Genomic DNA, 14,948 nt, shown 5'->3' with positions numbered 1-14,948 from the left:
GGGCTACAGCTCGAAGGCGATCCGCACCTGGCTGCGGCAGCACAAATCGCCCACACCATCCCCGAGCGCGCGGACCAGATCGCCAACCGACTCCGGCGCGGCCGTTCCGGCGGCCGCCCGCCGGTTTTCGACAGGCAGCTCTACAGGCGCCGTAAAGTCGTCGAACACTGCTTCAACCGGCTGAAGCAGTGGCGTGGCATGCACCGCGATACGGCAAAACGGCCGAGTGCTACCAGGCAGCCGTCACTCTCGCCCCACTCCTCATGTGGATGTGATCTTTGCCGCCGGTCCCTAGCCCACCAGGCGACGGCGCCAGTCCAGGGGGGTGATGGTGATGGCCCGGGCAGGGTCATGGTCCCACTCGGCGTGGAGGCCGACTGCTTCGAGGGCAGCCACGACCTCGTGGCCGATGACTGCAGTGGTCTCGGACGAGCCGTCGAAGCCGCCGTAGAGGAGCATCAATCCGTGACCGGCAGCGGCGGAGTCCGTGCACTGGGTATGAAAGTAGACGAAGCCGCGGGCGTCATGCCCACCCTCGCCGCCGATCTCGGACTGGCCGCAGCTACGGCAACAGGTGAAGTTCTCGCGAGCGGTGATTCCGGCATCCTGCAGGGCGGTGAACGCACGGGTGAGCCGCTCAGGGTCGGTCTTGCCCTTCCATGTGGCCTGCTCCGCGACCCGCTCCAGCCACAACCGGTCAGCCAGCGCCTGTGCCTGCTCGCGCGAGACGGGCCGGCGGTCCTTGGTGACCAGGTACTCCTCAGCGATCTCAGCCAGTTCGGCGCGGGAGGCATATCCGCCGACCAGCACCTCGCGGACGCGCTTCTCCAACTCCGTGCGCTCGTCTTCGTCGAGGTCGAGCGGCGGCACCTGGACGGGGCCCATGTCCAGCAACGACCAAGCCAGACCGCCGTCCCATCCGGCCTCCTCGCGGGCCCAGCCGGTAATCGCCGCAATCACGACCTCGGGCCCGTCGACCAACGTCTGGAAGTGCCGGTCAGCGGCGCCGTCGCGGTACTCCAGCGTGTAGTCACCACCGGCCTTGTGCCAGACCTGGGCGAAGACGTCAGGCAGGTCGGGTATGCGCTGGACCACCAGGAACCGGTCACCGTCACCACCGATCCGCCGGACCAGCCCGGCCAGCTCCTCGGCAGACACACGGACGTGCCGCTCCCAGTTCTCCGTCTTCACCACGATCTCGAGCATGCGCAGACTCTGACACACCCCTCTGGCTGCAGACCTCCCGGGACCCGGGACGCAACTGCTGCTGCGACAGCTCGACCAGCCCTGATCTGGGTGGTCGTTGGCCGAGGTTCGACGAACCCGGGCCGGGACGGTGTGCCGGACTGCGCCCCAACGCCCGTGTGCCGTCTTAGAGTTGCGGGGCATCCGGAACCGCTCCGGTGGTGGCAGGTTCTGACAGACCGTCTTCCCGCCCCGCCTGGCGATACTGGATCATGACCGCCATGATGAATACTTCTCGGCGCGGCCTGCTGGCCGCCTTCGCCGCGACCGCCGCCACCGCCTCGATCGGTGGCTTGGCCGCTGCCCCGGCCCGCGCCGACTCCGCCCCGGCGTCCGTGGACCCCCTGCCGGCGCCGGCCGGTCTGTCCTCGGCCCGCTCCTCGGTGACCCTCCCCCCGCTGGATGCCTCCTACTTCGCTCCGGTGACGCTGACCGCTCCGCTCACCGTGACCGTGCTGTCCGGGACTCCAGCGCGTACCGAGGTCACCTCCGGCGGCAGACGGGTGGCGCTGCTCACCCACGGCGCCCGGACCGTTCTGCTTCCCGGCCCGCAAAGAACGTTCGCCGAGAACAAGCGGCCCTTCGTGGACGACTTCGGGCGAACCCTGCCGGACACCTCGCTGCCGGCCGCCGAACAGAAGTACTGGGGAACGTCCCCGGGCGGCGGCAGCTGGTCCACGCTCGGCCCGGACGACACCGACTACTCGGTGGTGCCGGGCGCCGGCGTCATCACGCTCAGCACCGACTACGCCAGCCGTCACGCGAGCCTGCGCGACGACGCGGTCACGGACGTCGACGCGCGGTCCGTGGCTCGTTTCGACAAGGTGCCCACCGGCCAGGCCTGTTCGTACGCGCTGTCCTTCGGTTACCAGGACACCCACAACAACTACCGGGCCCGGCTGTCCTTCCTGACCACCGGCGCCGTCGAACTGCGCGTCGAGAAGGAGGTCGACGACACGGTCACCCAGCTCGTCTCGGCGATCACGCTCGCCACGAGCAACCCGGTGGGCGCCGACTGGACGATACGGGTACGTCGCGAGGGCTCCCGGATCCGCGCGAAGGCCTGGCGCTCGGACTCGACGGAGCCGTCGACGTGGGCGGTGGACACGAGCGACTCGACCTTCGGCAAGGGCCGGGTGGGGCTGCGCGCCCTGGCCAACCAGGGCTGCACGAACCTGCCGGTCAAACTGATGGTGAGCCGCTTCGAGGTGGACGCCGCCAACTGGGAGACCCCGCCGAGCGTCACCCACGGCGACTGGGTGCGCGTACTGCCCGAGCCCTTCGACGGCACCTGGACGGCCGGGCTGGAGCAGACGATCCGCGGCTGGGCCGGTTCCACCGTTCCCGACGTGCTCGCCTACGCGGCCATGTTCCTCGCCGGCGCCCCCGCGGTCACCGCCGGGGCCGGACCGGCACAGGGCAAGCAGGTCCTCGGCGAGGCCGGCTACGGCTACCTGAACCCGCACGGCTACCGCTACGAGGGCGCCGACTTCCACGAGTACATGAACGTCGGCTGGACCTTCGACGACGGCTCCTACACCGGCCCGTCCAGCAAGCAGGTCGGCAACCTCGACTGCTCGGGCTACACCCGCATGATCTACGGCTACCACATGGGTGTGCCGACGGCGGCGGGCGCGGACACCAGCGGGGAGCGGATACCGCGCAAGTCACGGGACATGGCCGACTACGCGCCCGGTGTACTGATCGACCGCACCGACGGCGTCAATCCGCCGACCGCGGCGCTGCTGCAGCCCGGGGACCTGGTGCTGTTCAACGCCGACTCGGGGGACGACACCGAGACCGTCACGGTCGACCACGTCGGGATCTACCTGGGCCCGGACGCGGCCGGCAAGCGGCGCTTCCTGTCCAGCCGCAAGACGGTCAACGGACCCACCATGTCCGACCTGGGCGGCGCATCCCTCCTCGACGGCACGGGCGTCTACGCCACGTCGCTGCACACCGTTCACCGCGTCTGAGGCGCAGTTCCATGCCCCGCCCGCCGCGGAGCCCGCGGCAGGCCGGGCTGCCCCACCGCGGCCGCGTGGCCCCGGGCTAGGCCGCACCGGGCCCCGATGCCGGCCGACCTTCGCGTGACCGGTGTCAGGAGGCCCAGTGTGCGGTGGCTGACGTCCGCTCCTCCCGCTGGCGCGGTGACGGGCCCGGGGCGGGCAGCCGTCCGGCCGCACGCACCGGTCCGTTCGGTACCGCACCACCACTCGGCGGCGGCAGCGAAGTCGCGCATCGGACGCCTAGAATCAGAGCGTTTGTCCGCTGTCCCGCCCCGATCCCCACGGAGTCCCCCGCGCATGTCCACACCCCACGATCCGTACGTCCGGGTGCGCGGCGCCCGTGAGCACAATCTCCGGGACGTCTCGGTCGACATCCCGCGCGACACCCTCACCGTGTTCACCGGTGTCTCGGGCTCCGGAAAGTCCTCTCTCGCGTTCGGGACGATCTACGCGGAGGCGCAGCGCCGCTACTTCGAGTCGGTTGCCCCGTACGCCCGTCGGCTGATCCATCAGGTGGGTGCACCCTCGGTCGGTGAGGTCACCGGACTGCCGCCCGCCGTCTCGCTGGAACAGCGCCGCTCGACGCCGGGTGCACGTTCGTCCGTCGGTACGGTGACCACGCTCTCGAACTCCCTGCGCATGCTGTTCTCGCGCGCCGGGGACTACCCGGCCGGTGCGGAACGGCTGGATTCCGATGCCTTCTCGCCGAACACGGCCGCAGGGGCGTGCCCGCAGTGCCACGGGCTGGGCCGCGTCCATCACACCACCGAGGAACTACTGGTCCCCGATCCCTCGCTGTCGATCCGGGACGGTGCGATCGCCGCATGGCCGGGGGCCTGGCAGGGCAAGAACCTGCGCGATGTGCTGGACGCACTGGGCTATGACATCGAGCGTCCATGGCGCGACCTCGACGCCGCGGACCGGGAGTGGATCCTGTTCACCGAGGAGCAGCCGGTGGTGACGGTCCATCCGGTGCGTGAGGCGGGGCGCATCCAACGGCCTTACCAGGGTACGTACATGAGCGCCCACCGGTATGTGATGCACACCTTCGCGGACTCCAAGAGCCGCACCCTGCGGGCCAAGGCCGAACGTTTCCTGACCAGTGCCCCCTGCCCGGTCTGCGAGGGCAGCAGGCTGCGCCCGGAGGCGCTGGCGGTCACCTTCGCCGGCCGTTCCATCGCCGAACTGGCCGCGCTCCCGCTCACCTCGCTCGCCGAGGTGCTGCACACGGCCGGCGGCGATGACACGGCACGGGTCCTGACCGCGGATCTGCTCGCCCGGATCGAGACGGTCACCGAGCTCGGGCTCGGCTACCTGAGCCTCGACCGTACGGCTCCTTCGCTGTCCTCCGGCGAGCTGCAACGGCTGCGGCTCGCCACCCAGTTGAGGTCCGGGCTGTTCGGTGTCGTCTATGTGCTGGACGAGCCGTCGGCCGGTCTGCACCCGGCGGACACCGAGTCGCTGCTCGGGGTGCTCGGCCGGCTGAAGGAGGCCGGGAACTCGGTCTTCGTCGTGGAGCACCAGCTGGATGTGGTGCGCCAGGCGGACTGGCTGGTCGACGTCGGCCCGCTGGCCGGTGAGCACGGGGGCCGGGTGCTGCACAGCGGCCCCCCGGCCGGACTGGCGGAGGTGACGGAGTCCGCGACGCGGCGTTTCCTCTTCGGCGAGGGGCCCGCACCGGTGCGGGAGGTGCGTACGCCGTCGGGACGGCTGAGGCTGAACGGGGTCGACCGCCACAACGTGCGGGGCGTGGACGTCGAGTTCCCGCTCGGGGTGTTCACCGCGGTGACCGGTGTCTCGGGGTCGGGGAAGTCGACCCTGGTCGGTCAGGTGCTGGCCGGTGTCCTCGCCGACCGGCAGGCCTCCGCCGCCGAGGTGCCCGCAAAGCGTGCCACGCCAGGGTGTACGTCGGCCGAGGGGCTGGAGTCGGTGGACCGCCTCGTGCAGGTCGACCAGAAGCCGATCGGCCGTACCCCGCGGTCCAATCTGGCCACGTACACCGGGCTCTTCGATGTCGTGCGGAAGCTGTTCAGCGAGACGGAAACGGCGCGGTTGCGCGGCTACCGGGCGGGCCGGTTCTCCTTCAACGTGGCGGGCGGGCGGTGCGAGACCTGCCAGGGTGAGGGCTTCGTCTCCGTCGAGCTGCTCTTCCTGCCCAGCACATACGCGCCCTGCCCGGAGTGTCAGGGCGCGCGGTACAACCCGGAGACCCTGGAGGTCACGCTGCGCGGTCTCGACATCGCGCAGGTGCTGGACCTGACGGTGGAGTCGGCGGCCGACTTCTTCGCCGGTACGCCCGCCGCCGAGCGCAGTCTGCGCACCCTGCTCGACGTCGGGCTCGGCTATCTGCGGCTCGGTCAGCCGGCCACGGAGCTGTCGGGCGGCGAGGCCCAGCGGATCAAACTCGCCACCGAACTCCAGCGCACCCGCCGCGGACACACCGTCTATCTGCTCGACGAGCCGACGACCGGACTGCATCCCGCGGACGTCGAGGTACTGATGCGGCAGTTGCAGGGTCTGGTCGACGCGGGCAACACGGTGGTGGTCGTGGAGCACGACATGGCGGTGGTGGCGGGCGCGGACTGGGTGATCGACCTCGGGCCGGGCGGCGGGGACCAGGGTGGCCGGATCGTGGCGGCGGGTCCTCCGGCCGAGGTGGTGCACGCGGAACACAGCCGTACGGCGCCGTACCTCAGGACGGCCATGCGTCTTGCCTGACGGTGAGGTCTGGGTCAACTCACCAAGACATCAACTCATTTGGTGACTTCAAGCTACCGAAGGCGTGGGGAAGACGACGGTGGTGAAGGCGAGGAACCCACCTCGGCGTGCCACCGGAGCAGATAGCCTGCGCAGCCATGGGTGAGCTGATAGTGATCAGGCACGGCCAGACCGAGTGGAGCCTGTCGGGCCGGCACGCGGGCCGGACCGACGTTCAACTGACCGAGGTGGGCGAGGCTGCGGCCAGGGCTCTTGCCCCGAGGCTGGCCGGCCGGCTTCTGGCCGCTGTGTTCAGCAGCCCGCTGAGCCGCGCCATGCGGACGGCCGAGCTGGCCGGCCTGACCGGCGCCGAGCCCGACCCCGACCTGCTGGAGTGGGACTACGGCGGCTACGAGGGCCTGACCGCCGAGCAGATTCGCGAGTCCAGGCCGGACTGGGACCTGTGGCGGGACGGCGTCATTCCTGGCGACGCCGATCATCCCGGCGAGCATCTCCAGCAGGTGTCCGCGCGCACCGACGCGGCACTGGGCCGTATCCGTCCGCTGCTGAGCGACGGCGATGTCGCCGTCGTCGCGCACGGTCATCTGGCCCGCGTGCTCACCGTACGCTGGCTCGGCCTCGACGCGTCCGCGAGCCGACTGCTCGGACACCCGCATCCAGGCACTCTCAGCTTCCTGGCCGCTGAGGACGGGCAGCCGTTCATCTCCGCCTGGAACGTCCCGTAGTGCCGGCCCATTGCGTCACAGCTGACGCGAAACGCGGCGGAATCGGATGAGTGCCGTGGCAACGCCGGTGAAGAGCGTGCAGCGGCCGCCGTCGTCCACGATGTGAATTTTCCAAGCGAACGGAGCAACACCGTTGCTGCTACGTGACGTTGAGTACGGCGACATCGACGCCTACGTCCGGATGCGGTGCGACCCGGCCAGGATGGCCGAGCTCGGCGGCCCGTTGCCTCGCGAGGGTATGGCGGCGAAGGTCCGACGCGATGTTCGACGAGCAGAGGCAGGAACGGACTGGACCAAGATGATCGTGCCCGATGAGGCCGAGCCGGACGTGGTCGCGGGGACCGTGGCCTTGTGGCCCCATGGCGCAGACGGCGAGTGCCTCTCCGAGATCGGCTGGATGGTGCTTTCCGTCCCACGGCTTGACCACTATGAACCGTAACGGCCCCGCGAACGCAGCAGGCGGCATCCGAGGCCGGTGACCCGGCTGTCGGTGCTCCCGTTCGGCTCGACCCGGACGGGAGCACCCGCGTCAGCGGCGCACCTTGCGGGTCGCCCGCAGCCACTCCTTGTTCATCGCCGCGATCGACGGCAGCGGGATCCCCTTCGGGCAGGCCGTAGCGCACTCCCCGGTGAGGGTGCAGCCGCCGAAGCCCTCGCTGTCCATCTGTCCGACCATGTCGAGCACCCGGGTCTCGCGCTCGGGGGCGCCCTGGGGCAGGACGTTCAGGTGGTTGATCTTCGCCGAGGTGAAGAGCATCGCCGAGCCGTTGGGGCAGGCCGCGACGCAGGCGCCGCAGCCGATGCACTCGGCGTGCTCGAAGGCGAAGTCGGCGTCGGGCTTGGGTACGGGCGTGGCGTGCGCCTCGGGGGCGGTGCCGGTCGGGGCGGAGATGTAGCCGCCGGCCTGGATGATGCGGTCGAAGGCCGAGCGGTCCACCACCAGGTCCTTGACGACCGGGAAGGCGGAGGCGCGCCACGGTTCGATGTCGATCGTGTCGCCGTCCGAGAAGGACCGCATGTGGAGCTGGCAGGTGGTGGTGCGTTCGGGGCCGTGGGCGTCGCCGTTGATGACGAGGCTGCAGGCACCGCAGATGCCTTCGCGGCAGTCGTGGTCGAAGGCGACAGGATCCTCTCCGGCGAGGATGAGTTCCTCGTTGAGGGTGTCGAGCATCTCCAGGAACGACATGTCCTGCGAGATGCCGTCCACCTGGTAGGTGGACATGGCGCCGGGGGCGTCGGCGTTCTTCTGGCGCCAGACGCGCAGGGTGAGCTTCATGCGTAGCTCCGCTGGGTGGGGTGGACGTACTCGAAGACCAGGTCTTCCTTGTGCAGGACGGGAGCCTCGCCGGTGCCGGAGAACTCCCAGGCGGCGGCGTAGGAGAACTCCTCGTCCCGGCGGGCGGCCTCGCCGTCCGGGGTCTGCGACTCCTCGCGGAAGTGGCCTCCGCAGGACTCGGCTCGGTGCAGGGCGTCGAGGCACATGAGCTCGGCGAGCTCCAGGTAGTCGACGATGCGGTTGGCCTTCTCCAGCGACTGGTTGAACTCCTCGCCGGTGCCGGGCACCTTGATCCGGCGCCAGAACTCCTCGCGGATCTCGGGGATTCGGGCGAGCGCCGTGCGCAGCCCCTCCTCGGTGCGCGCCATTCCGCAGTTCTCCCACATGAGTTCACCGAGCTCGCGGTGGAAGGAGTCGGGGGTGCGGTCGCCGTCGACGGAGAGCAGCAGGTTCAGCCGGTCCTCGGTGTCCGCGACGGCCTCTTCCACGGCGGGGTGGGAGGCGTCGACCTCGTCGTGGTGCGGATTGCGGGCCAGGTAGTCGTTGATGGTCGACGGCAGGACGAAGTATCCGTCCGCCAGGCCCTGCATCAGCGCGGAGGCGCCGAGCCGGTTGGCGCCGTGGTCGGAGAAGTTGGCCTCGCCGATGGCGAAGAGGCCGGGGATGGTGGTCTGGAGGTCGTAGTCGACCCAGAGTCCGCCCATCGTGTAGTGCACGGCGGGGTAGATCCGCATCGGGGTCTCGTACGGGTTCTCCGCCGTGATCCGCGCGTACATGTCGAAGAGGTTGCCGTACTTCTCCTCGACCTTGGCGCGGCCCATCCGCTGGATGGCCTCGGTGAAGTCCAGGTAGACGCCCTGGCCGCCGGGGCCGACGCCGCGTCCCTCGTCGCAGACGTTCTTTGCGGCGCGCGAGGCGATGTCCCGGGGTACGAGGTTGCCGAAGGCGGGGTAGATGCGCTCCAGGTAGTAGTCGCGCTCGTCCTCGGGGATCTCGTTGGCGGGGCGGTTGTCGCCCTTGGCCTTCGGCACCCAGATGCGGCCGTCGTTGCGCAGCGACTCGCTCATCAGGGTCAGCTTGGACTGGTGGTCGCCGGTGCGCGGGATGCAGGTGGGGTGGATCTGGGTGAAGCAGGGGTTGGCGAAGTAGGCGCCGCGGCGGTGGGCCCGCCAGATGGCGGTGGCGTTGGAGTTCATGGCGTTCGTCGACAGGTAGAAGACGTTGCCGTAACCTCCGCTGGCCAGCACCACGGCGTCGGCGAAGTAGGTGTCGATCTTCCCGGTGATCAGGTCACGCGCGACGATGCCGCGGGCCTTGCCGTCGATGACGATCAGGTCGAGCATCTCGGTACGGGCGTGGAGTTCGACGTTGCCCTCACCGATCTGCCGGGACAGCGCCTGGTAGGCACCGAGGAGGAGCTGCTGCCCCGTCTGGCCGCGGGCGTAGAAGGTGCGGGAGACCTGGACACCGCCGAAGGAGCGGTTGTCGAGGAGGCCGCCGTACTCACGGGCGAACGGGACGCCCTGGGCGACGCACTGGTCGATGATCTCCACGGAGATCTGGGCGAGCCGGTGGACGTTGGACTCGCGGGCGCGGAAGTCGCCGCCCTTGACCGTGTCGTAGAAGAGCCGGTGGATGGAGTCGCCGTCGTTGCGGTAGTTCTTCGCGGCGTTGATGCCGCCCTGCGCGGCCACCGAGTGTGCGCGGCGCGGCGAGTCCTGGAAGCAGAACTGGACGACGTGGTAACCCTGTTCGGCGAGGGTCGCACCGGCCGATCCGCCGGCGAGGCCGGTGCCGACGACGATGACGGTGTGCTTGCGGCGGTTGGCCGGGTTGACCAGCTTGGCCTGGAAGCGGCGGGTGTCCCAGCGTTCGGCGACGGGGCCTTCGGGGGCCTTGGTGTCGACGACGGGGGCGCCCGTCTCGTAGTGCGTGTAGTCGGTCATGTCAGCTCACGACTCCGGTCATGACGGCGACGGGTACCGAGATGAATCCCACCGTCAGCACCAGTGCCAGGACGTTGGCGATGGTCTTCAGTGCACGGTCGCGCGTCGCGTTCCCCGCGCCGAGGGTCTGGGCGGCGCTCCAGAAGCCGTGCTGGACGTGGAGTCCGACGGCGAGCATGGCGACGATGTAGATGGTGTTGCCGTACCAGGTGGAGAAGGTGTCGACGACGTTCTGGTACGGGTGCCCCGACTGGAATCCGCCGGAGTGCACGGTGCCGGTCGTCAGGTCGAGGATGTGCCAGACGATGAACAGGACGAGGATGATCCCGCCCCAGCGCATGGTCCGGGTGGCGTAGCTCGCGCGCGGCTTGCGGTGGACGTATGCGGCGGGCCGCGCCCTGATGTCGCGGCGGCTCAGCTGGTACGCGGAGGTGGCATGCAGCACCGCGGCGACGACGAGCACGACGCGGACGATCCACAACGCCCACTCGTAGTGCAGGAAGGGCTCGCCCATGGTCCGCAGCCAGTGCGCGTAGTGGTTGAACTCACCGGATCCGAAGAAGATCTTCAGATTGCCGATCATGTGGACGACCAAGTAGAGGAGCATGATCAGGCCGCTCACGGCCATGATCGCCTTCTTGCCGACGGTCGAGCCCCAGAGCGTGCGCGTCATGGACGGCCGTCGGTCCGTCCGGGTTGCCAATGCCATGAGGGCGACGGTAGGGCCGAACGGCCCCATCAGTCCAAGACATGGAACGCCTCATCTTCATAGGCTCCAGCTATCGTGGCCGTTAGGCTGGGTGCATGCAGTTCCAGCAGCTGATGTATTTCGTGGCCGTTGCCGAGACCCGACACTTCACCCGGGCCGCCGAGGAGGTGCATGTCTCGCAGCCCTCCCTCTCCCAGCAGATCAGAGCCCTGGAGAACGAGCTGGGGGCGGAGCTGTTCAGCCGGGCCCGGGGCAACATCACCCTCACCGACGCGGGCGAGGCACTGCTGCCCCTGGCGCGGCGTATCCTCGCCGACGCCGACACCGCACGGCACGAGGTGCAGGAGCTGGCGCAGCTGCGCCGCGGGCGGGTCCGGCTCGGCGCCACACCCAGCCTCTGCACGGGCCTGCTCCCCGACGTACTGCGCGCCTTCCACGACCGGCACCCCGGGATCCGGCTGCTGCTGGAGGAGGGCGGCTCGCACGACCTCGTACGGGAGCTGGCGCGCGGTGCGCTCGATCTGGCCCTCGTCGTGCTGCCGCTGCCGGCGGCGTCTCCCTCGCTGACCACGGTGGAACTGTTCCACGAGGACCTGGTCGTGGTGTCGTCGGCACGGGCGCCGCGGCCCGGCCGGGGCGGGCACGTGAGTGTCGCGGACCTCCAGGGGGAGCCCCTGGTGATGTTCCGGCACGGTTACGACCTGCGGGAACTGACGGTCGCCGCCTGCCGGGCGGAGGGTTTCGAACCGTCGTTCACCGTGGAGGGCGGCGAGATGGACGCGGTGCTCGGCTTCGTGCGTGCGGGGCTCGGGATCGCGGTGGTGCCGAGCATGGTGGCCGTCCGGGCCGGGCACGACCTGCGGACCACACCGCTGGCCCGCCCGGGTCTGCGGCGCACCATCGCCCTCGCGCACCGCAGCGATGTGGCTCCCCCGCGCGCCGCCCGCGAACTGCAGAAGGTGCTGCTGGCCGCCCGGCCGGGCGCGGCCGACGGCTGAGGGTGCGGCGGCGACGGGACCGCTCCGGCTTCTTCGCGCCCTTCCCTCACACCGCGTCGGCCAGCACCAGCGAGTGGATCCGGTCGGGCGCACCGGGCCGGGCGTAGTACCACCCCTGTGCCGTGTCGCACCCCAGCTCCCGCAACTGCTCGGCCTGGGCCGCGGTCTCCACGCCCTCCACCGTGACCGCGAGGTCGAGGCTGTGCGCCAGCGAGACGATCCCCTCGATGATCTTCAGATCGACCGGGTCCGCCGGATGCTGCTGAATGCCCTGGGCGAAGGAACGGTCCAGCTTGAGCACGCTCACCGGCAGTCGGCGGAGATTGGCCAGGTTCGAGTACCCGGTACCGAAGTCGTCGAGCGCGATGTCGACACCCATCTCCGACAGTTGCCGCAGCGGCTTCAGCAGATCGTCGTCCGCGCCGATGAGCGCGGACTCGGTGACCTCCAGGCACAGTGCCCTCGGCTCCAGCCCCGAGCGCTCCAGGACGTCGACCGTGTCGGCGACGAGCCGTGGGTGGTGCAGCTGGGCCGGCGACAGGTTGACGTTGATCCGCAGCGGGCCGCCGTCAGTGTGCCGCCGCTGCCAGAAGTTGGCCTGGTGCACGGACTCCTCCAGCACCCAGCGGCCGAGCGGCACGATCAGGCCGGTGTGCTCGGCGAGCTGGATGAACCGGTCGGGGCCGAGCACCCCGTGCTGCGGGTGGCACCAGCGCACCAGCGCCTCCGCACCGTGCACCGTGCCGTCGCCCAGGTGCACGAGCGGCTGGTACTCGATGAAGAACTCACCGCGCTCCAGGGCGGCCGGCAGCGCGGTGGTCAGCCCGTGCCGGGTGATGGCGCGGGCGTCCGCCTCGGCGTCGGCGAGCTCGAAGCGGTTGCCGCCCGCCGCCTTGGCCCGGTACATCGTGATGTCGGCACTGCGCAGCACCTCGGCGGCGCTGCGTTCGCCGGCCGGGCCCTCGACCACGCCTATGGAGCCGCGTACGGTCAGTTCGCGGCCCTCCAACCGGATCGGGGCTCCGAGCACGCCGAGGATGCGACAGGCCAGCTCGACGACCTGCTTCTGGGTGTCGGTGCCGGTCGTCAGGGCCACGAACTCGTCGCCGCCGAGCCGCGCCACCATCTCGCCGGGCGCGGTCGCACAGCTCTGCAGCCGGTCGGCCACCTCCACGAGCAGCCGGTCCCCCGAGGCGTGGCCGAGGCTGTCGTTGATCGCCTTGAAGCCGTCGAGGTCGAGATAGCACAGACCGAAGCGGCTGCCGTCGTCGGCACCGAGCGCCTTCTCCAGCCGTTCGGAGAACAGCGTCCGGTTGGGCAGCCCGGTGAGCGCGTCGTGCGTGGCCTCGTACCGCAGCCGCAGGTTGAGCAGCCGGCGCTCCGTGGTGTCCTCCAGCAGCGCCAGTTGGTACTCGGGCCTGCCCTCGGAGTCACGCAGCAGGGACACCGTCAGGTTGGTCCACAGCACCGTGCCGTCGTTGCGGTAGTACGGCTTCTCGACCCGGTAGTGCTCGCGTTCGCCGCGTACCAGCTCGTTGTAGTACTTCCAGACCTGCGGCGAGTCCTCGGGGTGGACCCACTCGTTGACCTTGTGGCTGCGCAGATGGTGGTCGAGCCCGCCGAACATGCGGTTGAGCGTGTCGTTGATCTCCAGCAGGTTGCCGTCCAGGTCGGCGATCCCGATGCCGATGGGCGCCCCGTGGAAGACGGCGCGAAAGCGTTCCTCCGTGGCGTGCAGGGTCTGTTCGGCGTGCGAACGGGCGGTGAGCGCCGAGCGCGCGATCGACTCCTGCTCGACGAGGGTCCGCTCGCGCAGCGCCTGGGTGAAGCCGCCCGCGAGGGCGTGCTGGATCCGGGCGCAGCGGGCCCTGCTGTCCTCGGTCGACAGCGCCGTCTCGCCGTTGCCCCCGCAGTAGAGCACCAGGTACGAGTCGATGACGCCGAGGGTGCTGCTGAGCGCCTCCGGGTCCGTGCAGTGCGCGGCGACAAGGGCGACACCGACCTCGGCGGCGGGCGCCGCGTCGAAGGGCCGGGCGTGCAGGATGCCATGGAGCTCGCGGGCCAGCGGCAGCAGGTGCTGTTCGAACTCCGTGCGGGTCAGGGAGGTGGCCGTCGAGGGAAAGATGGCCCGGCCCCAGATCGTGGCGAATCTCCGGAGCCGGTCCTCGGGTCCGTCGGGCTCCGTGTCGGGCGCTCCGGACGACTGGGCGGGAATACTCACGCCTTGCGTCCCACTCCGGCGAGGCCCGAGAAGGTGAACGGGTCCTCGTGCTCCGCCACGTGGGCGGTGTCGGGGCGCCATTCCGGCATCAGTACGAGTCCGGGGTCGACCATCTCGTACCCCTCGAAGAAGCGGGCGACCTCGTCGCGCGAGCGCATGACCAGGGGGCTGCGGATGTCGCGGTAGACGCCCACGGTCCCGCCCGCCTCCTCCCGGATCGTCGGGATCCCCTCGTACGAGGCGTGGGTGATCACGACGATGCTGCCGGGCGCGAGCGCCTGGCTCAGCTCGGCCACCGCGGCGTGCGGGTTGTCGGAGTCCTCGACGAAGTGGAGCACGGCGACGAGCAGCAGGGCCACCGGGCGGCTCAGGTCGAGCAGTCCGCTGATCACCGGGTTCTTCACGATGTCCTGCGGGTTTCGCAGATCAGCGGCGGCGATGACGGTCCGGTCGTTCCCTTCGAGCACGGCCCGGCTGTGCGCGACGGCAACGGGGTCGTGGTCGACATACGCGACCCGGGCCTCGGGATCGGTCGCCTGAGCGACTTCGTGCACATTGCCGAAAGTCGGTATTCCGGAACCGATGTCCAGGAACTGAGTGACGCCCTCACTCAACGCATAACGCACGGCCCGACGCATAAAGGCGCGATTCGCCTGCATGAGCTTGGGAAGTCCCGGCATGAACTCCATGGCCTTGCGGGCCGCTTCCCGGTCCACCTCGAAATTGTGCGAGCCGCCCAGATAGAAGTCGTACATGCGGGACACGCTCGGCACCGAAATGTCTATGCCTTGCGGTGCCCAGGCGGGACGCTCCATCGATGTCTCCAACAAGTCGCCACGGCGATCCGGCCACGTCCATGGTCAGTGATGACCAGAGGTTACTGATTGACCGCCAGGAGAGCGAGCGGAAACGGAAATTACCCGTCCGTTATTGGTCACACTCCTCTGGCATGTGCAACCGACCCGTCGCTGCCTGTGACATTCGACGCCGGATCCACTCGCGGAAGCGTCTTCGGGCCACTTGGTCACGCCCGCCGGTTCGCTGTCGGGGAGGACCACGTATCATGTCCACGCACTGCTGCGGCCGTTGACGCGGCGGCGA

Annotated in this window: 12 protein-coding genes; 5 read left to right on the top strand and 7 right to left on the bottom strand. The window is 69.8% G+C overall.

What is annotated here, in order from left to right; translation table 11 throughout:
• Positions 1-3: 3 nt before the first annotated feature.
• Positions 4-204 (bottom strand): hypothetical protein, encoded by a 201-nt coding sequence (locus AB0L71_RS23375; RefSeq protein ID WP_365246251.1) that lies wholly within the window; start codon positions 202-204, stop codon positions 4-6.
• A gap of 87 nt (positions 205-291) precedes the next feature.
• Positions 292-1,206 (bottom strand): hypothetical protein, encoded by a 915-nt coding sequence (locus AB0L71_RS23370; RefSeq protein WP_365246249.1) that lies wholly within the window; start codon positions 1,204-1,206, stop codon positions 292-294.
• A 260-nt stretch (positions 1,207-1,466) separates the two neighbouring features.
• On the opposite strand from AB0L71_RS23370, the gene AB0L71_RS23365 reads away from it, so the two are divergent.
• From AB0L71_RS23365 to AB0L71_RS23350, 4 genes are all read left to right on the top strand, one after another.
• A complete protein-coding gene (locus AB0L71_RS23365; RefSeq protein WP_365246246.1) occupies positions 1,467-3,221 on the top strand; it encodes an NlpC/P60 family protein in 1,755 nt (584 codons plus the stop codon).
• Positions 3,222-3,551: 330 nt separating this feature from the next.
• Positions 3,552-5,972, top strand: a complete 2,421-nt coding sequence (uvrA, locus tag AB0L71_RS23360; RefSeq protein WP_365246243.1) for an excinuclease ABC subunit UvrA — start codon at positions 3,552-3,554, stop codon at positions 5,970-5,972.
• A gap of 137 nt (positions 5,973-6,109) precedes the next feature.
• On the top strand, positions 6,110-6,697 hold the full coding sequence (locus tag AB0L71_RS23355) for a histidine phosphatase family protein (protein WP_365246240.1): 588 nt from the start codon (positions 6,110-6,112) through the stop codon (positions 6,695-6,697).
• 133 nt (positions 6,698-6,830) lie between these two features.
• Positions 6,831-7,136 carry a GNAT family N-acetyltransferase gene (locus AB0L71_RS23350; protein WP_365246237.1) on the top strand — a complete coding sequence of 102 codons (306 nt, stop codon included), beginning with the start codon at positions 6,831-6,833 and terminating at the stop codon, positions 7,134-7,136.
• Positions 7,137-7,226: 90 nt separating this feature from the next.
• On the opposite strand, the gene AB0L71_RS23345 is transcribed toward AB0L71_RS23350, so the two are convergent.
• Genes AB0L71_RS23345 through AB0L71_RS23335 form a run of 3 tightly spaced genes read right to left on the bottom strand, consistent with a single transcriptional unit; the run spans position 7,227 to position 10,628 of the window.
• Positions 7,227-7,973, bottom strand: coding sequence for a succinate dehydrogenase/fumarate reductase iron-sulfur subunit (locus AB0L71_RS23345; RefSeq protein WP_365246234.1), 747 nt, complete (start codon positions 7,971-7,973; stop codon positions 7,227-7,229).
• Positions 7,970-9,919, bottom strand: a complete 1,950-nt coding sequence (locus AB0L71_RS23340) for a fumarate reductase/succinate dehydrogenase flavoprotein subunit (RefSeq protein ID WP_365246231.1) — start codon at positions 9,917-9,919, stop codon at positions 7,970-7,972. Before AB0L71_RS23340 ends, AB0L71_RS23345 begins: the two co-directional genes overlap by 4 nt.
• A 1-nt stretch (position 9,920) precedes the next feature.
• The gene (locus tag AB0L71_RS23335) at positions 9,921-10,628 is read right to left on the bottom strand and encodes a succinate dehydrogenase (protein WP_365246228.1); all 708 of its coding nucleotides are present in this window, start codon (positions 10,626-10,628) and stop codon (positions 9,921-9,923) included.
• A gap of 95 nt (positions 10,629-10,723) precedes the next feature.
• On the opposite strand from AB0L71_RS23335, the gene AB0L71_RS23330 reads away from it, so the two are divergent.
• Positions 10,724-11,626 (top strand): LysR substrate-binding domain-containing protein, encoded by a 903-nt coding sequence (locus AB0L71_RS23330; protein ID WP_365246225.1) that lies wholly within the window; start codon positions 10,724-10,726, stop codon positions 11,624-11,626.
• Between the two features lie 46 nt (positions 11,627-11,672).
• On the opposite strand, the gene AB0L71_RS23325 is transcribed toward AB0L71_RS23330, so the two are convergent.
• Both AB0L71_RS23325 and AB0L71_RS23320 read right to left on the bottom strand, forming a co-directional pair.
• Positions 11,673-13,847, bottom strand: a complete 2,175-nt coding sequence (locus AB0L71_RS23325; protein ID WP_365246222.1) for an EAL domain-containing protein — start codon at positions 13,845-13,847, stop codon at positions 11,673-11,675.
• Entirely contained in the window at positions 13,844-14,662 is an 819-nt protein-coding gene (locus tag AB0L71_RS23320) for an SAM-dependent methyltransferase (protein ID WP_365246220.1), read from the bottom strand. Before AB0L71_RS23320 ends, AB0L71_RS23325 begins: the two co-directional genes overlap by 4 nt.
• Positions 14,663-14,948: the final 286 nt, after the last annotated feature.

It is taken from the genome of Streptomyces sp. NPDC052052, from assembly GCF_040680455.1.
Lineage (GTDB): Bacteria > Actinomycetota > Actinomycetes > Streptomycetales > Streptomycetaceae > Streptomyces.
Note: the sequence above shows the minus strand (reverse complement) of the source record. Positions and strands in the feature narration are given on the sequence as shown.